The sequence below is a fragment of the Coprothermobacter sp. genome (genome assembly GCA_013824685.1).
In the GTDB taxonomy this organism is placed as follows: domain Bacteria; phylum Caldisericota; class Caldisericia; order Cryosericales; family Cryosericaceae; genus Cryosericum.
In genome coordinates this window covers 1-21,894 of sequence record PNOG01000016.1, presented here as the reverse complement: position 1 = coordinate 21,894, position 21,894 = coordinate 1, and the positions used below count along the sequence as shown (strand labels likewise).

Below are 21,894 nucleotides of genomic sequence, written 5' to 3'. Positions count from 1 at the left end.
AGGAGGCAACCATGGACGAAGACAGGAAGACATTCTACATCGGCACCGAGGTGGACCCGGCGACGGGTCAGGGTGGAGCCCCTGTCCTGTATCCGGGCAAGGACCTGACGACGCACGGCATCATCGTCGGTATGACCGGATCCGGCAAGACTGGCCTGTCCATCGACCTCATCGAAGAGGCCCTGATCGACGGGGTCCCGGTGATTGCCATCGACCCTAAGGGGGACCTTGGCAACCTCCTCCTGACATTTCCGGGACTGAGCGCCGCGGAGTTCCAACCGTGGGTGGATCCGGCAGAAGCTGAGCGCAAAGGGCTCAGCGTCGAGCAGACCGCCGCGGTCACCGCCGAGACATGGCAGAAGGGGCTTGCCGGCTCCGGCATCGCGCCCGAGCGGATCGCACAGCTCAAGGCGGGTGCCGATTTTGTGATCTTCACGCCGGGTTCGACCGCGGGCATCCCGGTCTCGGTCCTGCAGAGCTTTCGCAGGCCCGCAGGGGAACTCGGCGACGAGGAGACGCAGGAGAAAGTCAAGGGTGTCACATCTGCCCTCCTCGGCCTCGTCGGTATCGATGCCGACCCGATTCGCAGCCGTGAGCATATCCTCATCAGCTCCATCATCAACGACACGTGGGGCAAGGGCACGGACCTGACCCTCCCAGACCTCATTGTGCAGCTGCAGAACCCGCCGTTCGAGAAACTCGGCGTCTTCGAGGTGGACACCTTCTTCCCGCCGAAGGACCGGCTGGACCTTGCCATGCGCATCAACGGCCTCATCGCCTCCCCCTCGTTCCAGTCCTGGTTGAACGGCGCTCCTCTGGACGTCGAGACGTTCCTTCGCGCGCCAGACGGCAGGCCGCGCTGCAGCATCTTCGCCATCTCACACCTGTCCGACGCCGAGCGCATGTTCTTTGTGACGCTCCTGCTCCAGGAGGTTCTAGCCTGGATGCGTCTCCAGCAGGGGACGGATTCTCTGCGGGCCCTGCTGTACTTCGACGAGGTGTTCGGGTACTTCCCGCCGTACCCATTCAACCCGCCCTCCAAGGTGCCCCTGCTCACGCTGATGAAGCAGGCGCGCGCCTTCGGGCTCGGCGTGGTGCTGGCGACCCAGAACCCGGTGGACATCGACTACAAGGGCCTCAGCAACGCCGGTACCTGGGTCATTGGCAAGCTGCAGCAGGACGGCGACCGCGAGCGTGTGCTCGGCGGCCTCGAGGGAGCCCTGCAGGAAGGAGGCGGCACGCTCGACAGGGCATGGTTCAGCGGCGTTCTTGGCAGCCTCAAGCCGCGTCAGTTCCTGTTGCACAACGTCCATACCGCCAGACATGTCGTCGTGCAGTCGCGCTTTGCGATGAGCTATCTTCGGGGACCCCTCACCAAGGCTCAGGTCGGACAGCTGATGGCGTCACGAAAGATTGAGTTCGAGCATGTCACCCACGAGGCGTTGCCGACGTCGGGACCGTCGCGATACCTGCCTGCGTTCCCCGACGGCGTCCCGGTCCAGTTCGCTCCCGTCCCGGCGGGGGCCACCCTCGACCCATACGTGTTTGGCGAAGCGGACGTGGCGTACGAGGACAAGACGAGTGGAGCATTCGTGCAGGAACATCTGCTGCTTGCCATCCCAGTCTCGCAATGGCCTGCCGTCGACTGGACCACGGCGGAGCAGCTTCCCGAGGGCACGACATGGTGGGACAAGGCTCCCGAGGGCGTGCTGTTCGAAGAGGTTCCTGCGGACCTGCAGAAGCCCGTGTCTTGGAAGACCATCACGGCGCGGCTCAAAGACGTCCTGAAGGTCCGGCCCCTCACGTTGCTGACAAGCAAGCCGTACAAGGTCTCCCAGCAGGACAACGAAACCGAAGCCCAGTTCATGGCGCGGCTGGGCGTCCTGTCCGCTCCCGACATCACCGGAGCCGTGGGCAAGGTGCAGGACAAGCTGCAGGAGAAGCAGCGCAAGCTGCAGGATGACCTGACTGAGGCACAGCAGCGACTGAACATTGCGCAGATGGAAGCGCGCAACCGTAGCTCTACGGCGACCATGCAGACCGCCGAAGCCTTCCTGGGTCTGCTGGTCGGGCGCAAGCGCAGCTTCACGGCGGGCACTCGGACACGGGGAACAGCTCAGACGTTCCGGGAGAAAGCGGGCGATCTCCAGCAGAAGGTAAACGACCTTCAGCAGCAGCTGGCAGTGCTGGCGGCACAAACGCAGGCGACCGTGACGGCAGAGGAACAGGCTGCCCGGGCGAAGTACCTGGCGGTGGAAGCAAAACTGCTGCGTCCGAAGGTGGGCAATATCGTCGTCAAGCGGGTAGGCGTCGTGTTCCGGTAGAGGCGCTTCGCTGTCCCGTGCGGGGCGCAGTGCTTGTCAGGGCACGAGTCCCGTGAGATCCGGCGAGGGTGGAAGCTCCCGCATGGGCGCTGAGAGGCACAGGAGATCCTGGACGTACGCGACTTCCTGTGCTGTCGCCCGAGTTTCACGTTCGATGGCTGCCGGGTCCATGCCATGGAGGAGTCCCCAGAGGATCTGATCCAAAAGCTCGTAGCGCATCTGCAGCGCGAACTCGTCCGTCATGCCTGGGGCGACGTCGCCGGTCGGTTCTTTGGCCACGATAGCCTCGGGGATGCCGATGAAGCGGGCAAGCTGGAGGACCTGTGTCTTGTACAGGCCGGCGATGGGCTCAACATCGGCGCCGGTATCCCCATACCGGACGAGGTAACCAGTCATCTTCTCCGTCAAGTTGCAGTTCCCGATCACCAGCTGATTATGTATCTCGGCCCAGTAGTACCAGATGGCCATGCGCAGCCGATGCTTGACGCGGACGTAGGCGCTGTCCCTGCGCAGTTCCTCTACCCCGTCACCGCCGCGGAGCACCCTGATGAACGCAGACGCTTGTCCACCCTGCAGTGCCTGGTAGCGTCGTCTGACGTACCGTTCCTGAAGCGAGCGGGGTACCAGCCATGCCGGAGGAACCAGGCGGTAGGCGCCCACAGCCCGCAGCATGGGTGTTATGCTGACTGTCTGCAGCGGGACGCCAAGTGCGGTCGCTACCGAGACGGCATCAACCTTGCTCCGGGGGTTGCTGTCCCGCTCCGGGAGGAACAGAAGGGAGACCCTGGACGCACCGAGCGCTCCCACGGCCAGCCAGGCTCCCAGCGCCGAATCGATGCCACCGCTGAGGCCAAGGACCACCCCGTCGCTGGTGCGCTGCTGCACATGGTCACGAAGGAACGACATGATACGGTCCGCGATCGCAGCGGGACTGCCGAGGACGAGCTGGTCACGAATGCTCAACCCGGTGCCTCCTTCCGGTCATGGGCGGTCCGGCGCGTCAGGCGGATGGTCTGTCCGCGAGTGCGTCGGCGACTGCAGTGACGAGGTCCTGCATGTGATACGGTTTCTGTACGTAGCCGACCATGCCTGCATCGAGGGTATCCTGCGCATGTCCATCGAGACCGTAGCCCGTCGACAGGATGGCGCGCACGTCGGGGTCGATGGCCCTGAGGGCTTTGAAACATTCCTGACCATCCTTGCCGGGCATGACCATGTCGATGATGACGAGGTCAGTTTCATGGGGATGCGCACGGTACCATGTCACTGCCTCTGTGGCACCGGCGGCGGTGACGACGTCGTACCCTGCCCGGCGCAGCATCTCGCGCGCCAGCTTGCGGACGACTTCTTCGTCGTCGACGACCAGGATGCGTCCGTGTCCCTTGCGTGGAAGACCGGCAGGGTGCGCAGTCACAGGTACAAGGTCGGTTGCCGGGAGGTACGCGGTAAACGTGGCCCCCTTGCCCATTTCGCTCTCGACGTCGATGAACCCTTGATGTGCCTTCACGATCCCGTACACCATAGCAAGTCCCATGCCGGTCCCCTTTCCTGCGTCCTTGGTGGTGAAGAACGGCTCGAAGATGCGGCGGAGGTTCTTTTTCTCGATGCCGACACCAGTGTCCGCAACGGATAACGCAACAAACATACCTGGCTTCGCCCCGGGGTGTGCCATGAGCTGTTCGCCGTCGAAGAGTTGGCACCATGTCCGGAACGTCAGGGTCCCACCCTGCGGCATCGCGTCGCGCCCATTGATGGCCAGGTTGAGGGCGACCTGCTGGAGTTGTCCGGGGTCTCCCAGGACCGTTGCCTGGTCTGTATCGAAGTGCTCGGTCACACTGATGTTCTTGTTGACCGTTCGGGTAAGCAGCGACACGACCTCGAGGATGGTGCTGTTGAGGTCGACGGTAGTGTTCTGGCGCTTGCCCCGCCTCGCGAAGCTCAACAGCTGCTTGGTGAGCTCGGCCGCTCGCTCGGCCGCCTGCTGGATGACATGCAGACCCTCCTGCATGGTACTCCCGGGAGCGGCGTCCGGCTCCAGCATATTGGCATATCCCAGGATGCCCGTCAGGATGTTGTTGAAATCGTGGGCGACACCACCAGCCAGGAGTCCGATCCCTTCCAGCTTCTGGGACTGGCGCAACTGCTCCTCGAGAGCAGCCTCCTGGGTGATGTCACGCCCGACGTAGGTGTAGTTGGCAACCTCGTCACCGGGGCCACGGACGGGACTGACCGTCAAGTCGAGTTCCACCAGGCTGCCATCCTTGCGAACACTGGTGATTTTCTTCTTCCAGCTGTCGTAGGTGTTCAGGTTCTCCTGTTCACGTCGTTCGAGAGGGACGGCAACCTCGTCGCCCAGGAGTTCGCGGATGTTGCGTCCTGTGCTGTCCACGTCCGGGAACCCGGTGGCGTTCTCGAATGCAGGGTTGATGTACGTAACGACGCCATCGGGATCGGTGATGGCGATAGCCTCGGCGGCCTGTTCGATGGCGGTAGCCAGGCGAAGCGCCTTGGCCTCGGCCCGTTCGCGCCGGACGTCATTGACCCCAAGGAAGGCAATGCCCAGCACCAGCAGCAACATGACCACGGCAGTAAGGACGACAAGCCTGCGGTTGGTGTCCAGGATGGTGACGGGGCGGTTGATCACCGTAGCCCCGACAGGCAGGCTGGACACCGGGATGCCGAATGCCTCCAGTCTGTTCCAGTCAAACGCCGCGTGCGTTGACTGCCTGGTCACCACTGGGATTGAACCGGCGGGCTCACCGGCCAGGACGCGCACGGCGAGTTCGCCCGCTGTTGCACCCCCCAGCTGAGGGCTGGTGAGCACGCCGCCGACGATGCCCTGACCCAGGCCCTGCTCATAGAGGCCGTAGATGGGAAGACTGGTGTGCCGGGCGAGCTCAGCAGTGAATTCTGGCATGTCTATGAACACGCCATCGCGGTCGCGGACGAACGGGGCAGCCAGGATGATAGTACCTCCGGGAAGTGCTGCTGCGGCGTCCATGAGTTCTGCGACTGTTGCATCAGGGGAGAACGCGAACGCAGCGCGGTCCTGAAACTCGGGGATGACCATCTGGATAGTTCGGCGAACAGCAATTCCTGTCTCAGTGAAGTCGGTGATGACGTAGACGCTGGTGGAGCGCTTATGCAGCCTGAGCGCCAGCGCAAGTGTCCCCGCGGGGTCGATCTCCTCGGCAACACCCGTAACATTGTTCGCTCCCCGGAGCAAGGACGTCTCATAGTTGTTGATGCCGCAGAACACAATGGGTATGCCGGCAAATAGAGTGCTGCGGTGGTCCAGTGCGAACTCCAGTGCCGGATTGTCAGTGACGATCAGGACGTCGGGTTTGCTGGCGCCATAGCGGGTCTGCAGCAGCGTCTCGACCTGATCGTGATTCTCCTGTGAGGGGAACCGGTGCCAGTCGAGGTACTCTGCAGAGAGCTGGACCCTCGACGGCGAGTCGTCGAGGACACTGCGGATCCCTGCGACCTCACCGTCCGTCCATGAGTAGCCCTGGTGGTAGGAGTTGAGGATGAGGACGCTGCTGGGAGGCGCTGCCACAACATCGGGTGGAATCCCCAGCAGTACTGTCAGAGCTGCAGCCAGGACGAGCAGTATGGCCAGACGAGATGCCTTCATGCGTATTCCTCCGAGCCACAATCGCCAGGGCACGAACAGTGACACACGACTATTGTGACGTTCAGCCTCTGCCATCCAAAAGAGAGGCGAGGACCGACGTCAGTTCAGCGAAGCTGTACGGTTTTGCCAGGACGGCGTCGAACTGATAGGAACGGTACTGAGCCATGACAGGATCGGTGGCATATCCACTCGAGGCGATGAGGCGCGCCGTCGTGCGCTGGCCGCGGAGTGCCACGACCGCCTCTTCGCCTCCCATGCCACCTGGGATCGTCAGGTCCATGATGATAATGCTGAAAGGACGCCCGGCGGCACAGGCCTCTGCATCAGCACGAAGTGCACTGGCCCCGTCAGAGACGGCCTCGGCCTCATATCCAAGTTTTTTCAGCATCGCAACCGCCACCTGTCGCACCGTGGGTTCGTCGTCCATGACCAGGACGCGGCCGTGTCCACTGAACCGGGGTGCTGTCTCGGACGACTGACTGGATGGACCGGCGGGGGCAGCCGGCAGGAGGATCGAGAAGGTCGTGCCGGCACCTGGTGTCGAGGCAACGTCGATGTATCCGGCATGCTTGTGGACGACGGCATACGACGTCGCCAGGCCAAGGCCACTGCCACGGCGCTTTGTACTGAAGAACGGATCGAAGATCCTGCGAAGGTCCGTCTCGGCGATCCCTATGCCAGTGTCGCTGAGGTTAATGCGGACATAGTCGCCTGGAGCCAAGTCCGGGTATGTGCCGGCCTCTATGGTGACGTTGCGTGCAACGATGGAAATCGTCCCTCCAGCAGGCATCGCCTCGTCAGCGTTGATGACGATGTTGGAGAAGACCTGAGACAGCTGACCCTTGTCGACGCTTGCCCACCACAGGTCCGTGGGCAAGTCGAACGAAGCGGAAACATCAGAACCGCGCAAGGCGAAGCTGACCGCTTCCCGCAGGATGTGAGCAAGGTCCTGAACGGAACGGATGGGAGCCCCTCCCTTGGCGAAGGTCAGCAGCTGCTGCGACAGCCCGCGAGCCTGGAGGATCTCCTGCTCTGCCTCCTGCAGCAGTTCGCGGGAACGGTCCGTGTCGTCCTCGATGCGAGCCAGATTGATGTTGCCGATGATACCGGTCAACATGTTGTTGAAGTCATGGGCGATGCCACCTGCCAGGATGCCCAGTGACTCCAGCTTGTCCATCCGCTGAAGCTCGTGTTCGAGACGCCGTCGTTCGGTAACGTCAACGCCCGAGGACATGAGCCCGGTCACCCGGCCGTTTTGGTCCTTTAGCAGGGAGTCATGCCATTCGACGATGTGTTCCTCGCCACTGCGCGTGACAACCAGTCCTTCGTTGGAGACGGGGAGGGGCTGCCCTGCAAGCTCGCTGCGGACCAACGCTTTGATCTTGTCGCGCTCGCGTTTTGGCAGCTTGATGTCGAACCAGTCCTTGCCCACGATCTCGTCCGGCGCGTATCCGAAGAAGTCATAGCCTTTCTGGTTGAGGCGCACGAGCCGGAGGTCGGTGTCGATGACTTCCATGATGACCCCTGACGTGTTGAAGTAGGTTTCGGCCTTGGACGCCTCGGCGCGCGCTGCTTCCTGTGCGTCATGGCGAGCTGTCGCGTCATGCGCGACCAGCAGGACCCGCTCCTCCGAGAGCGGACTGATGCGGACCTCGAACCAATGCCGAGACCTGGAGATGTTGTGGGTGAACCCCACTTCGGTCGTCACGTGCTCACCAAGAGCTCGCTGAATCTGGGCGAAAACCGCCTCGGCAGCCTCCGGAGTGAAGACCTCGCGTGCACTCCTGCCGACGAGGCGGGCCGCTGAGTACTGCCGCGATACCCCAGTGGAAACCACCTCGATGCATCTGCCGCCTCGGTCCAGGATGACGATGACGTCGTTCATGGCGGCGAACAGAGCACGCATCCGCTCCTCGGAGTCCCGCAGGGAGCTCTCGGCGGCCACACGGTCCGTGACGTCGACCATCGCGACAAGGACTCTGCGCAGATTCTCCTCATCGCCTGGTGCGACCATCCAGTGCATCGAAATGGAGAGAGGTTCCCCTTGCACGGTGGAGGCAGCCCCTTCCCATTGGAAGGAGAGGTCTCCACCGGCGATGTGGACGAGTTGGAGCTCGAAGCGCTCGAGGGCCTCGTCAGGCATGCTCGACACGAGAGAGCCAAGCAGTTCGCTCTTCTGGCTGGCGCCGGTGAGTCTAAGGGCTGCACGGTTGACATCGGTGACACGGACGAGCGATGCAAGCTCCCGGACGACCTCGGGGTGGGAGTGCAGCCACACGGCGATGTCTCCTGTTCCCGGCGGAAACACCTGCTTCAGACGCTTACTGAGTTCGGAGTAATCCTCCTCCCAGAGAGCGACGGGGGCGTCTTCGAAGAGCAACCGGTAGCGCAGTTCGCTCTCCCGGATGGATACTGCGGCACGTCGACGCTCGATGGCGACCGCAATCTGATCACCGACAAACGACAGCACGTTGCGGTCATCCTCCGTGTATCGATAGGAGCCATGATAGACCTGAATGGCGAGGACGCCGACCGGCTTTCCCTTCAGCCGCAGCGGGACACCGAGCCAGCTGATGGGAGGTGTTCCCGTGGGAGTAACACTTCCGGATTTGACCGGCTCTGCTTCAGCGAATTCGCTCATGAGCAGTGGTATGCCGGTGCGCAGGATGTATGCCGTGAGGCCCGTCTCCGCTGTCTGTGGATCGGGAGGCACGACGTCGCATTCGTCGATATAGTAGGGATATGCAATGAACCCTGTCTGTGGATCCCGGAGTGCGATGTACAGGTTTTCGGACGGCATCAGCTCGGTAATGATGTGGTGGATGCGGCTATACAGCTCCTGCAGACTCTCAGCGGACACTGCCGCCTGGGAGATGCGATACGTGGCGTCCTGCACCTTCCGTGCGTATACTGGTCCCTCGATGTCGATGATGCTTCCTTCGATGACGCAGGATCCGTCGGGTGCGCGGATGGGTCTGCCCTGCTCCCACACCACTCGTTCTGTGGTGTCAGGGTAGATGACGCTGTACTCGATCTGAAACGTCTCACCGTGGTTCACGGCGTTCTCCACGATGGCCTGGTAGCGAGCGACGTCATCGGGGTACATGAGCTTGGAGCGGACGTCCAGCTTCCTCGTGAGTTCGTCGGAGGAACGGCCCAGGATGTGCTCATACCCTCCACCGACCAGTTCGAACGCGAATGGAGGTTGAGCAGAGGCTCGGTAGACCATACCGGGCAGACCTGCCATCAATCGGGTCAACTCCTGGTCGTTTGCTGTATCCTCCGTGACCGGCACGTTCCTGTCGCTCATCCCAGCCTCATCACCACGATTGTTCTCGCGCCATGGTTTCTTCTCCATATCGTTCCCATTATGACGGAGAACGGGTGCTGTGCAAGGTGGCCGACGGCGATCCACAGGAAGGGGTTGTCAACCATTGTGCGCTCCCGCCTGATGGTTCACCGGAACACGTGTCTTGCCAGTCCGGCATGACGTTCAGACCTGGTCTCTCAAGGTTCGGCGTCATCCGTGAAGGACCTTCGTACTCCAATGGTTAGTACAGAACTGATTTGCGTCTATAATGGCAGACTAATGAGCAGACGCTCATAAAATGAGTATGGATTCAGAAGGGAGTCTAGGGATGGCTGATGATCTGAACCAACAGGACGGTCTTGCGCGGCGGGAACGACGCGTTGAGCGCCGGCAGGAGGAAATCCTTCAGGCGGCGGCTTCGGTGTTCGCTACCAAGGGATATGCGCAGGCGACGACCAGGGAAATCGCGGCGGCGGCCGACATGGCCGAAGGCAGTCTCTACAACTACTTCAGCAGCAAGCGCGACATCCTGGTCGCCATCATCTCCCGTTCTCCAACCCCCGTGGACCGTCTGATGGTGGAAGCTGAAGGCATGACCGACCGTGAGGGGTTCGTCCATCTCATTGAGCGGGCCGTGTTGGAACCTGGTCCCGAACAACCCTGGATACGTACGATCATCAAGGAGGCGTGGACGGACGACGAGCTGTTCCGCCAGTATCAGGCGGGTCATATGCACGAGACGGTCATCCGGGTCGCAGGCCTCATGGAACGTGGCATCGCAGCCGGATGGCTCCGACCGATGGATCCTGTGTACGCTGCACAGGCACTCATCGGCGCGCTCATGGCCTCCATGATGCCGTTGCTGCGGCATACCGGGAGCTCCGAAGATCCAGGAGTACGGGAGCGCGCGGCGCATGTGACGGCCGACCTCCTGCTGTACGGGCTGATGAAGCCGAAGGGAACGCCAGATGTCTAACCTCATGAAAATCCTCAGGTACCTAAAGCCGTATCGACACAAGGCCACTATAGCACTGGTTGCACTGACCGTTTCCATCCTCACTGATCTGGCAGTTCCGCGTCTCATCCAGGCCATCGTCGACAATGGCATTGCGAAGGGAGACATGCGCGCTGTCCTGATGACGATGGGCATCATGCTGGCCGTCTCGGCGCTGGGCGCCGTCGTCTCCATCGTCAACACGCGCTACTCGGTCGACGTGGCCCTCGGATTTGGGACCGATGTCCGTGCGGCGACCTTCCGCAACATCCAGGGCTTCAGTTTCGACAACCTCGACGACCACCGCACGGGTGCACTCATGACCAACCTGACCAGCGACGTCAACCGCGTGCAACAGACCGTCCAGATGGGACTGCGCATCATGACCCGCGCACCGCTGATGATGCTTGGCAGCATCGTGCTCATGCTGGTCACCAGCCCGCGCCTCGCGGTCTGGGTCGTGGCACTCTTGGTGGTGACCGGCGCGATGATCGTTGTGCTGTCCACCAGGGCTCAGCCCATCTTCCTGCGCGTCCAGGCAAAGCTGGACCGCCTGAACACCGTCCTGCAGGAGAACCTGGCCGGCATGCGGCTCGTGAAGGCATTTGTCCGTTCCAGCGAGGAGAACCGTCGGTTCGGCGTGGTCAACGACGACCTCATGGATCAGAACAAGCGCGTTCAGAGGCTGTTCGCCGTGGTCATGCCGACCATGACCGTCATCATCAACCTGGGCATGGTGCTTGTCATCCTCATCGGCGGACGACAGGCCATCGGCGGCACGATGACGACAGGCCAGCTCATGGCATTCATCAACTATCTGATGTTCACGATGTTCCCGCTGCTGATGATGGGCATGCTGCTCGTCATGCTGTCGCAGGCCGAGGCGTCTGCGGGACGCATCAATGGTGTGCTGGACACCAAGAGCAGTATCGTCGACCAGCCGGGTGCCGTCGACCTTTCCGACGTCAGTGGCAGGGTGGCCTTTGACCACGTGACGTTCAGCTACGACCACGAGTGCGGGGAACCGGTGCTCCAGGATGTGAGCTTCGCCGCCGAGCCAGGACAGACGGTCGCGATCCTTGGTGAGACCGGTTCGGGAAAGACGACGCTGGTTCACCTCATCCCGCGGTTCTACGACGTGTGTGGCGGCAGTGTGACGGTCGACGGGATCGATGTGCGGGATGTCACTCTCGCGTCACTGCGCCGACACATGGGCATTGCACTGCAGGAAGCCGTGCTGTTCACGGGCACCCTGCGGGACAACATACGCTACGGCCGTCCCGACGCTAGTCAGGAGGAGGTGGAGGCAGCGGCGCGTGCCGCGCAGGCCGAGGAGTTCATCCTCAGCACCGCGAAGGGGTACGACACGATGGTCGAGGAACGCGGCGCCAACCTCTCGGGGGGTCAGAAGCAGCGCATCGCCATCGCCCGCGCCCTGCTCCTCAAGCCGAGTATTCTCATTCTGGACGACAGCACGAGCGCGGTCGATGTCGACACCGAAGCCCGCATCCAGGAAGCGCTGTTGCTCCTGCACAGCCAGTGCACCGTCTTCATCGTCGCCCAGCGTATCAGCACCGTGCTGGCAGCCGACAAGATCCTGGTTCTCGACAAGGGGCGCATTGCGGCCGAGGGAACACATCAGGAGCTGATGCAGACGAGCCCCATATATCGCGAGATCTACGAGTCACAGCTCGGAGGAGGAACCACAAATGGCTGATCAGAACACGCGTGGACAGGTTGCGCGCGGCGGCGGCCCGATGGGCGGAGCCATGGCGACGGCCAGGGCGAAGGACGCACGTGGAGCCGCACGTCGACTGATCGCCTACCTGAGGCCCTATCGTGGAAAGCTTGTGCTGGTCACCTTCCTGCTGGTGATCGGAGCAGGGCTGTCCCTGGTGAGCCCGCTCCTCATCGGACGGGCGATCGATACCATCATCACGACGCGCAGTGCCCAGGGGCTGGTGCGCATCGCCGGCCTGATGACCGCTGCCGGCATTGGCACGTGGCTAGCCGGTTCGCTGCAGGCATGGATCATGGCAGACATCTCACAGAGCGCTGTGCGTGACATGCGGCGGAACTTGTTCGAGCACCTGCAGACGCTTTCAATGAGTTACTTCGACCGGCATTCGCAGGGAGACCTCATGAGCCGCCTCACGAACGATATGGACGCCATCAGCCAGTCGCTGTCGCAGGACCTGACCTCACTGGTCAGCAATGTCCTGAGTGTGGCGGCCATCATCGGTATCATGTTGGCTCTCAACGGGTGGCTTGCGCTGGCTGCGTTTGCCATGATGCCTTTCATGTTCCTTCTGACGGGCGGGATCATGGGACGGACGCGCGCTCTCTTCCTTGAGCAGCAGCGCACGGTGGGCGCACTAAACGGTGTGATGGACGAAACAGTCGGCGGCCAGCGCGTCGTCCAGGCGTTTGGCCAGGAGGCCACAGCTCTAGGGGTGTTCGATCGGAGCAACCAGGCGGCGTTTGCCGCAGGGCGCAAGGCGCAGTTTATCGCTATGCTCGTCATGCCGCTGCTTATGGTACTGGACCACGCGGACATCGCCGTCGTCGCGGGGGTTGGCGGGATGCTTGCCATCAAGGGTGCCGTGTCGATCGGTGTCGTCTCGGCCTTCATCACCTATACACAGCGGCTGTCGCAGCCTCTTCTGCAGGTCGCCAACCTGCTCAATACGATCCAGGCGGCTCTGGCGGGAGCTGAACGCGTGTTCGAGGTCATTGATCATCGGCCGGAATTGCGCGACAAGCCGGAAGCAGCCCCGCTCAGCGAGATCCAGGGCGACGTCGTGTTCGACCACGCGGATTTCGGCTACCTCAAGGACGTCCCGGTCCTGCGCGACGTCAGCCTGCATGCGCTGCCAGGCCAGATGGTGGCTTTGGTCGGCCCTACTGGGGCAGGGAAGACGACAATGGTCAGCATCCTCTCTCGGTTCTACGACATCCAGGGTGGGGCGATCACGATCGATGGCACGGACATCCGCGACGTGCAGGTGGACAGCCTGCGCCGCCAGCTGGGCATCGTGCTTCAGGACGGGTTCCTGTTCTCTGCGAGCGTGAAGGAGAACCTCCGCTATGGACGCCTCGACGCGACGGACGAGGACATCGTGGCGGCAGCCACGCTGGCCAACGCCGACCAGTTCATTCGGCGACTTCCGCAGGGATACGACACCATCCTCGCCGAGAGGGGCAGTGACCTCAGTCAGGGACAGCGCCAGTTGCTGACCATTGCGCGTGCTATCCTCGCCGATCCACGCATCCTCGTCCTCGACGAGGCCACGTCATCCGTCGACACCCGTACCGAGATCCATATCCAGCAGGCGCTACTGAACCTCATGAAGGGGCGCACCAGCTTCGTCATCGCACACCGCCTGAGCACTATCCGCACTGCCGACCAGGTCCTGGTCATCGATGGCGGACGCATCATCGAGCAGGGAACGCACGCGTCACTTCTGGCACAGCACGGATTCTACTACAACCTGTACATGTCCCAGTTCAAGGGGATCGCAACTCCGGCTGCCGTCTCGTAAGCCGCAACGTGCCTGGCCGTCCGGAAGCCCCTCCTTGTCCATCGTTCCCGCGGAGGCGGGAACCCATGTCTCTGAATACGTATGGACTCCCGCCTGCGCGGGAGTGACAGAGTAGCTGCCTGCGCGGGCATGACGAGTCAATGACAGTCTCTCCTCATCCGTCGTTCCCGCGGAGGTGGGAAACCACATCTCTGGCAATATAAGGACAGACCTGCTTTCCTGCTACACTGTCGCCAGAGGGGGAGCGATGACAAGGGAGAACGATGTGGCGACATGGATTATGGTAGTACGTCTAATCGGGCTTGCGGAGATGCCATGCGTGTGATGGGGATCGAGTTGCTGCCGGTGCTCGGCTACGCGCTGGTTTCCATCTTTACACCTGGACCCAACAACATAACCTCTTCATCGCTGGGGATGCGCGTAGGGTATCCCCGCACGCTGCGCTTCATCGGGGGTGTCGTTACTGGGTTCTTCTGCATCATGGTGGCAACGGGACTGCTGACGGAGCTCCTCGTCTCGGCCTATGGCAGAATCGCGATTGTGCTGAAGATCGCGGGCGTCGCGTATCTGCTATGGATCGCCTGGACCGTCGTGCGGCCACAGGACAAGAAACATGCGTCCCCCGCGGCGAGCGGCACCCGGTACCGCGATGGGCTGTTACTGCAGCTCGTCAACCCCAAGGTCATCCTGTTCGGGCTGACAATGTACGCCACGTTGCTGGCTCCGCTGACAAAGAGCTGGCTGACAGTCGTCATCTCTGCGGTGTCGCTCGCTGCCCTGAGTTTCTGTTCTACCTCGCTGTGGGCGCTGCTGGGTGCCGGTATCCAGCGTTTCATCGCCAACCCGAGAGTCAGGTTCGCCTACTCCCTCGTCCTGGTGGGCCTGCTGCTCTACGCTGCCTGGTCGATCGTTACGTCGTAGAGGAACGCACGACGCCCGTCACGCCGTCATTGCGACGTGCTGAATGGCGATTACGGTTTCCCCGGCTGGACGGGGTTCGCGGGGCGAGGTCTGCCGAAGTCGTAGTGAATGACGTTGTGGGGGCAGACGTCGACACAAGTGCCGCACAGGATGCATTCGCTGTTTTCCATTCGGCCGCCCAAGACCATCGCATGGACCTCTAGGCTCATCGGGCATGCGATCGTGCAGGCACGACAGCCGACACACGCAGGCGTCTCGGCGCGCAGCTGGACTGCAGGAAGGCGGAGCACGTTGCGAACTCCTCTGCTAATCATTATGAACGGGGCCATCCAGCAGGCAGAGTGGCAGAACCCACGCTTGCCCGCCGTGATCGACAGGACGAAGACCAGCGCGAGGACTGCGTAGAAGATGATGTAGGGTCCCATGCCGCCGGCAGTCGTCAATGAGATCCCATGGTCGGTCTGGTACAGGACGTCGACGCGCCTGATGCCACCCGCTTGCAGGGTTATGAGAACAATCGCGGCCATCCACGGGACCCAGACCAGCCACCGTGTCCAGTTGGACCTGTTGTTCACTTTCCTGTTCTGCACGGCAAACAGTGCCTCGCCTAGTCCCCCGGCGGGACACACCCAGCCGCAGAACAGGCGACCAAGCACCAGCGCGGTCAGGGTCATCACGCCGAAGACCACCATGCTGCCCGATGCTGTACGTTCGCCGGCACCCATGATGATGAGATAGGGGGACAGGTAATAGAAGGTCACAGGAAACAGCAGGAACGAGCCGAGCAGAAGGGCACTGCGAACACTCTGACATCTGTGCATATGGGATACTGGTGTACTCATCGAGTCCACCTCCTGCGAGCAGTATGGCAAGGACGGGCTGCCATTCAACAGGGGCGTTCTCAGCTCGTCCGGATGCGGTCCAGTGCCGCGCTGACCGCCTCCAAGAGCTCCTGGATGCTGTACGGCTTGGGCAGGAACCCGTCGGCTCCTCCAGGGGTCTCAACCAGCTCCTGGATGCCGCCGCCCAGCGAATACCCCGACGAGATGAGGATAGGGGCCGTATACCCCAGCCGTCTCAGTTTCCTCAGCACCTGGTCCCCCGTCATGCCTGGCATGGTCATGTCCAACACCACGATGTCCGCGGCGGTAGGATCGCCTTGGATGATGGCGACTGCGGACGGACCGTCTGAAGCTGTCATCACTGTGTAGCCCGACCTTTCCAGCATGTGCCGGGTGAGCTGCAGGATCATCTCCTCGTCGTCCACGACCAGCACGGTCTTGTGCCCCTGTGTTTTTTGCGTACATGGTTCCTGCGCCGTCGGAGCCTTCGCCGACTCCCTGCACCGTGGCAGGTATGTGGAGAACGTGGTCCCTTCTCCTGCCACCGTGTCCACGATGATCCAGCCGCCAGCTTGCTGGACTGCCCCGTAGACGACAGCGAGGCCCAGACCGGTTCCATGTCCCACGGGCTTGGTCGTGAAGAATGGTTCGAACAGGTGCTGCCGCACCGCGTCGGTCATGCCGCCGCCGGTGTCGGTCACTTCTAGGAGAACGTGCTCTCCCGACCGGGTCTCGGGATGTTCCTGGGCAAACCGCTCGTCGAGGTCGACGTTGCTGGTCCGGATGGTCAGCGTTCCTGCGCCGTTCATGGCGTCCCGGGCGTTCACGACGAGGTTAATGACGAGTTGCCCAAGCTGAACCTGGTCGATGAGCACGTTCCAGAGGTCCGGAGCGTAATCCCGGGAGATCGTCACGGAGGGAGGTACCAGCTCCGCGATCGACTGCAGCGTGAGGTCGACAGACTGGCTGAGATTGACGGACGTCGGCGCAGGACTCCCATTGCGGCTGAACGTCAGCAGGTTGTGTGTGAGGCCGGCAGCCCGCCGGGCAGCCCGCTCCGCCTGAGCCAGCGGCTCTGCCATGGAGTCCTGTTGAGCCGCCTGTTCGCGCAGGATGCTGAGGTTACCAAGGATGCCCGTGAGCAGGTTGTTGAAGTCATGGGCGATGCCACCTGCCATGAGGCCGAGGGCGTCCATTTTCTGTGCCTGGAGCAGGCGCGTGGTCATGTTCTTGCGGTCGGTGACGTCCATCAGGAGAGCGAGCTTTCCCATGCGCTTGCGCAGCGGAGCGACATGGAGGTCGTAGGAGCGCTCCACCCCATCACGGACGAAGGCGAGCTCGACATCAGCGCCCGAAACTGCGGATGAAAGGGCAGGCAGGATCTGCGTCCCCTGGGCGCCCAGGACGTCGTGGGCAGAGCACCCCAGGATTGCCTCGGCAGCGGGGTTGATGTCGACAATCCGACCCCGGCCGTCAAGGACGAGCACTCCGTTTGGACTGGCCTCCAGGACGAGCGATCGGGGGATGGGGACGAGGTCGAGGAAGCGGAAGCGATACAGGGCGAAGAAGAGGGTTATGCCGCTCAAGGCGAAGGCGAAGGGAGTGAGGTCGACGCCGGTGACGGGAGTCCGGCCAATCAGGAACATGATGTTGGCAGTCCACGGTACGGTCATCGCGACTAGAACGGCGACTGTCTGTCCACGGTAGGCAGAAGGTACCCTGAACAGGCCGCGCAGCAGGATCACGACACCCGACAGCAGAAGTGCGTACTGGTATGCGGTCCAAACCCAGAACAGGGGGCCAAAGCGTGTGTCAACGTGCAGGAGGGCACCGGGGGCCGTGATGGGCGCGGCGACAGCCTGAGTCCACAGCAGGTGGTGCAGGTCGTTGAACCAGGCCAGGACGAACACTACTGTCGGTTCTACTCCTACTAACGCTGCAATGCGAGTGACATCGCGCAGTGGTCTCCCATCATATCTGAGGGTGAAGACCAGCCATGCGACGCCCAGGGCTCCACCGACAAACGACGTCTTCACCCAGAACAGGAAAGAATTCGGCGTTGTACTGCCGAGGAGAAACAGCGAGACGAGGATGTTCAGGACCACCAGCACCATGGTCGCCGAGAAGGCCCGGGCACCCGGAGAAGGCCTGCGTCGCCAGGCAAGGACTGCGACGACGGCTGAGATAGCAGCTGCTACTAGCAATGGCAGTGTGTACGGTGTCGCCTGCATGTTCAACCTTCGTCCATCCATTTCATGTGCGCAATCGCTCCACTGGGATGAGTCCTGGCCCTGATTTTCCGCAAGGCCGCTTGTGTGAGCAGTCTAACCCCAGATGTGCGTGTGTCAAAAAACGGGTCGACAGGCGGTCCGCGCGGAGCGCCGGGAGAGCAAATGACAAAGCCCCGGGACCGTGGTCCCGGGGCTGATGACTGCGTGTTGCAGGGATGACTACTTGGCGCCGTTGGTCGAGGGCTTGGGAGCTTTCTGCCCGCGCTGGGGCTTCAGGGGAGCCTTTGTTGCCTGTGCAGCTGGTTTTGGTCCAGGCTTCGGGGCAGCCACCTTCAGGGCTTCCTTGCCGCCTTTGACGACAGGAGCCTTGTTCGCTGCTTCTGGTTTCTTCTCGACTGATTTTGCTGGTCCGTGTTGCGGCTGGGCTGTTGTTGCAGGCTGCTGCCCGTGGCGTGGAGTGTTCTTCGCGGGAACCTTTGTCTCGACAGGCTTCTTCTCAGCGACCGTCGGTGCGATCCTGGCCTGGGGCTTCGGAACGCTGGGAGTCCGTGGTACGGGTCTTGTCTCAGCGGTCACCGGGTGTGATGGCCTGCGGCTGCGTCTGTGGGACGGAGCGGTGACAGCAGCGGTCGTAGCGGAGGAAGCTCCGGGCTTGCCTGTGGGACGTTCCCTGGTGGGGACGACAATAGGTGGCTGCCGGGGTTTCGTGTCCGTGGAGCCCACAAGACCGGCTGCTGCCATCGCCGCACGTACTTCGGCGCGGAAGTCGACAACGGGTCTGGTGGAGCCGGCAGGCCTTGCCGCGGGTGCCGAGACTAGAGGCACCACCGGGGTGATTCTCGTCTCGACAACAGGGCGCTGAGTCGTCGTGGGCGTTGTCTGGACGACAGGAGCAGGTGTCGGCTGGGCCGCCACAGGTGTTGGTACAGGTGCGGACACCGGAGTGGCTGCAGCAGTCACCGCCGGTCTCTGTTCCCGGTCACGGCGAGCGAAGCGGCCACGTCCTCTGTTACGGTCACGGTCATGCTCAGGAGCACGCTGGGGTGTCGTGGACGTGGCGGCCTGAACGGGAGCAGGTGATGGAGCGGTGATGGCCGGTTGTGCAGCCTCCGCGGGTTCGCCAACACCATTTTCCTGATGGTGGACGCGTCCATGCACATCGATCAGATCAGGCTGCTGACGAGCGGGTGTCCCGGGACGGAGGCGCGAAAGGTCGGTCTTCACTCCCTGCAGTGATGGAAGGAACATGAGGCGGAGAGCGCACCACCACAGGTACTCGGCGTCAGGACCCTTGAAATCGTCGAGGTCCAGAAGGCCATGGGCCAGCTCGTTGCGCATGTTGGAGCCGAACTTCTCGACAAGCAGGCCTCTAAGGTCGAACATGAGGTCACGCCCGAAGACGCGTTCAGCTTCGTCCATGTCCAACAGGGCTCCCAGGACGCGTTCCTGCTCGATATTGCGCATGTCGATCTTGCTGGTGACGACGCCGGCCTTCTTCAGGACGATGCGTACCGCATTTTCGACTTGTGGTGTCAGCAGTGAGACGGCGACAAGGAAATCGCCATTCATGCCAGCGTCCATGCCACGGGCGAAGATCTCCTCGCGGCCGACGGGGATGAAGGGGTTGTCGGTCGTGAAGGCACGCCAGTCATCCAGTCGAACGACATGCTCTGACAGGACCTGGCGACGAGCGGGATCGATCAGCGCAAGCACAGCGATCTGACGGTTGCGGGCGGCCTCCTGGTACAGTTCGGCTTCCTTGGCCGTGCGGATCTCGCGGGTATCGCCTGTGAAGGCGGCTGGAGCGTGAGAGGCGGCCTTTCCCTCCTGATCCATGCCGACGGTGCTGATGAGGTACTGGAACGGCATCCGGCCCGTCTTGGCGTCGACCTGCTCTTCCAGTTCTGCTGGCTTGGGTGTTTCGGCCAGATTGGCGAGAGCAACCAGCGCGCCGCGCAGGTCCTTGCTCTTGACCTGGTCACGTGCCCACTGGGTGATGCCTGCCGGATCCATACGCGACGGCTTCTTCATGGGAGCATCATTGCGCTTCAGCTCGAGGGCGTCGACCTGCTTCTTGAGCTCGATGACAGCCTGCTCGTTGCCGGGGACCTTGGCAAGCGATTCCATGGCGCTGCGCATCAGTTCCAGCGCGTGGTCGGTGATGGGTTGGGCCTCAGACTGCACAACGTCGGCCTGCTTGATATAGGTGTCGGAGGCGCGCTTGAGAGCCAGTTCCTTGTTCTTGTCCTGCCCTGCGGCGGTTTCGCAGCGAGCCTTGACCTGCCAGTACAGGCGGGCGGTTTCCCACTGTCCAGCGGTCTCGCAGCGCTGTGCGCTTGTCCCGCAGATGCTGGCAAACCGGGAGGCGTTGCCTTCGCCGGCGTCCAGCAGCAGGTTGATGAGCTTGGCCCACCAGGGCGTCGGTTCCTCGGCGCCAAACTCACTGAGTTGTTTCTGAAGGTAGTCGATGGTCTTGCGGTACGCCTTGGTCTCCTTGCCCATGAAGACGGCGATGTCGAAGGAACGCTTCAGGCGATCGTAGCCATCCGCCCACTGGACGACGTCCTTGAGATGAAGGGCGCTGCTCAGGTAGCTGTCGACAGCCAGGCTGGCGACGCTGGCGTCACCCTGACGTACCCAGAGGATGTCGGCCAGGCGGGACCGCAGTTCCGCGTCCTGGACAGTTTCGATGAGCTGTTTGATGACACGCAGCTCGTCGGCCGAGAAGTCTTCAGGGAGCGGCGTGCGCGAATACTGAAGATCGGCAGCGGGGACAAAGGGGTCGCGCGACGGGGTCTCGAGCTTGAGCTCGGGCGAAGCGACGGCGCCGAGGAACGTGTAGACGGCCTCTGTGCGCGAGTCGTGTGCCTTGCCTGCTTCCTGCGCGCGCTGGTAGAACAGTTTGGCGTACACCGAGCAGAGTTTCTGGTCGGCTTCGACCAGGACCTGTTGCCAGGCTGTGCGGTCGATGTCTTCTTTCTTGATGACGAATCTGGTGATTGACACGGGTTCCTCCGAGTGGATGGGTGGTGTGGGAGATATCACGTGGAAAAGGGGAGGCTCACGCCGGGAAGCAGTTTCTTGAGGGCGCGTACAAACGTCTTGAACTCGTCGGTCGCGCTCGACTGACCAGAGGCGGTGACGCGCTTCGCACCACTATCCAGTGCGATTCGCCAGAGCACAGGCTGGTCGGCCTGCTGCATACGATCCCAGTTCCAGACGTTCGCCTTGTCGGCGGCACGCCAGAAGCGCTTCCATGCTTCAAGGGACGGTTGAAACGCGAGCTGAGGCTGTGAGCCTGCGCGCGCGTACAATGTCCCCCCCTCCCAGTGGACCGTTACGGTCCGCGAGGTGCCACAGCCGAGCGCCACTTCCACAGTGACGGGCTCAGCCGGCTCGATAGCAAGAGTCATACAATCCTCCTTGCGGCCAAAACGCTGTCCCACGGCAGCGGACGGCCACACGCACGACTTGGGGGTGCGATCGCCCGTGCACTCGGCAGCTCAGGAGCCCCTTTCAGGACTCGCAGACGCCCGTGCACCTCTTGTAGTATAATGGATTTGCGGCGCGACAACAGGAACCGGTCTCTCACATGTGAGGTGGTCTCGACTTGGAAAGGAGATCGCCCGGCAGGGTAGCCGGGCGATGTGGAGGGAGGAGGAGAAGAGAGGAAGATGGTCTGTGTCTTCCTTGTGCTGTCCTGTTGGCTCATCTGAGGCCCAGTCCTTGCCGACCGGGTTCTCAGTGTTCTGCTGCCACCTGTGCTACACCTTTCTCGAACCAACCGTATACCGCATTCTTCACTTTTCCTTTGAGGTCAGCTGGTGCATACGACGGGCGTGGCACGTTCGGCGGTCGAAGTACACATAGGTAATCCATGATTCCCGCGCCCCTCCGTCATTCCCGCGCAGGCGGGAATCCAGCCCTGCCTTTGTTGCAGCATGTTACAACAACTACGGCTGTCCCCTGTTACAAGCAACGCGCTCAACTTCTACGGAGAAGCTCTTGCACCTTTCCCAGCAGCTGGTTCAGGTCGTACGGCTTGCCCAGGAACCCCTGGACGCTGCCCTCCTCGAGCATCTGCTTGACGGTT

The 21,894-nt window shown here is 62.2% G+C and carries 12 protein-coding genes; 5 read left to right on the top strand and 7 right to left on the bottom strand.

Annotated elements, in window-relative coordinates; all coding sequences use genetic code 11:
- Nucleotides 1-11 precede the first annotated feature (11 nt).
- Nucleotides 12-2,324, top strand: coding sequence for an ATP-binding protein (locus C0398_05235; GenBank protein ID MBA4365394.1), 2,313 nt, complete (start codon nucleotides 12-14; stop codon nucleotides 2,322-2,324).
- Between the two features lie 36 nt (nucleotides 2,325-2,360).
- Here the strand turns inward: C0398_05235 and nadE are convergent, their stop codons facing one another.
- Genes nadE through C0398_05220 form a run of 3 tightly spaced genes read right to left on the bottom strand, consistent with a single transcriptional unit; the run spans nucleotide 2,361 to nucleotide 9,319 of the window.
- On the bottom strand, nucleotides 2,361-3,287 hold the full coding sequence (gene nadE, locus C0398_05230) for an NAD(+) synthase (GenBank protein MBA4365393.1): 927 nt from the start codon (nucleotides 3,285-3,287) through the stop codon (nucleotides 2,361-2,363).
- A 37-nt stretch (nucleotides 3,288-3,324) separates the two neighbouring features.
- Nucleotides 3,325-6,036, bottom strand: a complete 2,712-nt coding sequence (locus C0398_05225; GenBank protein ID MBA4365392.1) for a hypothetical protein — start codon at nucleotides 6,034-6,036, stop codon at nucleotides 3,325-3,327.
- Entirely contained in the window at nucleotides 6,023-9,319 is a 3,297-nt protein-coding gene (locus C0398_05220; protein ID MBA4365391.1) for a hypothetical protein, read from the bottom strand. Before C0398_05220 ends, C0398_05225 begins: the two co-directional genes overlap by 14 nt.
- 250 nt (nucleotides 9,320-9,569) lie before the next feature.
- On the opposite strand from C0398_05220, the gene C0398_05215 reads away from it, so the two are divergent.
- The 4 genes from C0398_05215 (at nucleotide 9,570) to C0398_05200 (ending at nucleotide 14,728) form a co-directional block, all read left to right on the top strand.
- Nucleotides 9,570-10,247 (top strand): hypothetical protein, encoded by a 678-nt coding sequence (locus C0398_05215; protein ID MBA4365390.1) that lies wholly within the window; start codon nucleotides 9,570-9,572, stop codon nucleotides 10,245-10,247.
- Nucleotides 10,240-11,982 (top strand): multidrug ABC transporter ATP-binding protein, encoded by a 1,743-nt coding sequence (locus tag C0398_05210; protein ID MBA4365389.1) that lies wholly within the window; start codon nucleotides 10,240-10,242, stop codon nucleotides 11,980-11,982. Before C0398_05215 ends, C0398_05210 begins: the two co-directional genes overlap by 8 nt.
- Nucleotides 11,975-13,807 (top strand): multidrug ABC transporter ATP-binding protein, encoded by a 1,833-nt coding sequence (locus tag C0398_05205; protein MBA4365388.1) that lies wholly within the window; start codon nucleotides 11,975-11,977, stop codon nucleotides 13,805-13,807. Before C0398_05210 ends, C0398_05205 begins: the two co-directional genes overlap by 8 nt.
- Nucleotides 13,808-14,080: 273 nt before the next feature.
- Nucleotides 14,081-14,728 (top strand): hypothetical protein, encoded by a 648-nt coding sequence (locus tag C0398_05200; protein MBA4365387.1) that lies wholly within the window; start codon nucleotides 14,081-14,083, stop codon nucleotides 14,726-14,728.
- A gap of 50 nt (nucleotides 14,729-14,778) precedes the next feature.
- Here C0398_05200 and C0398_05195 read toward each other — a convergent pair whose 3' ends face one another.
- The 4 genes from C0398_05195 to C0398_05180 all read right to left on the bottom strand — a co-directional run bounded on the left by C0398_05195 (nucleotide 14,779) and on the right by C0398_05180 (nucleotide 21,214).
- On the bottom strand, nucleotides 14,779-15,549 hold the full coding sequence (locus tag C0398_05195) for a 4Fe-4S ferredoxin (protein MBA4365386.1): 771 nt from the start codon (nucleotides 15,547-15,549) through the stop codon (nucleotides 14,779-14,781).
- A gap of 80 nt (nucleotides 15,550-15,629) precedes the next feature.
- Nucleotides 15,630-17,822, bottom strand: a complete 2,193-nt coding sequence (locus tag C0398_05190) for a hypothetical protein (protein ID MBA4365385.1) — start codon at nucleotides 17,820-17,822, stop codon at nucleotides 15,630-15,632.
- 198 nt (nucleotides 17,823-18,020) lie between these two features.
- Complete coding sequence (locus C0398_05185) at nucleotides 18,021-20,807, bottom strand: hypothetical protein (GenBank protein ID MBA4365384.1); 2,787 nt, start codon at nucleotides 20,805-20,807, stop codon at nucleotides 18,021-18,023.
- A 35-nt stretch (nucleotides 20,808-20,842) separates the two neighbouring features.
- Complete coding sequence (locus C0398_05180; protein MBA4365383.1) at nucleotides 20,843-21,214, bottom strand: hypothetical protein; 372 nt, start codon at nucleotides 21,212-21,214, stop codon at nucleotides 20,843-20,845.
- Nucleotides 21,215-21,894 lie beyond the last annotated feature (680 nt).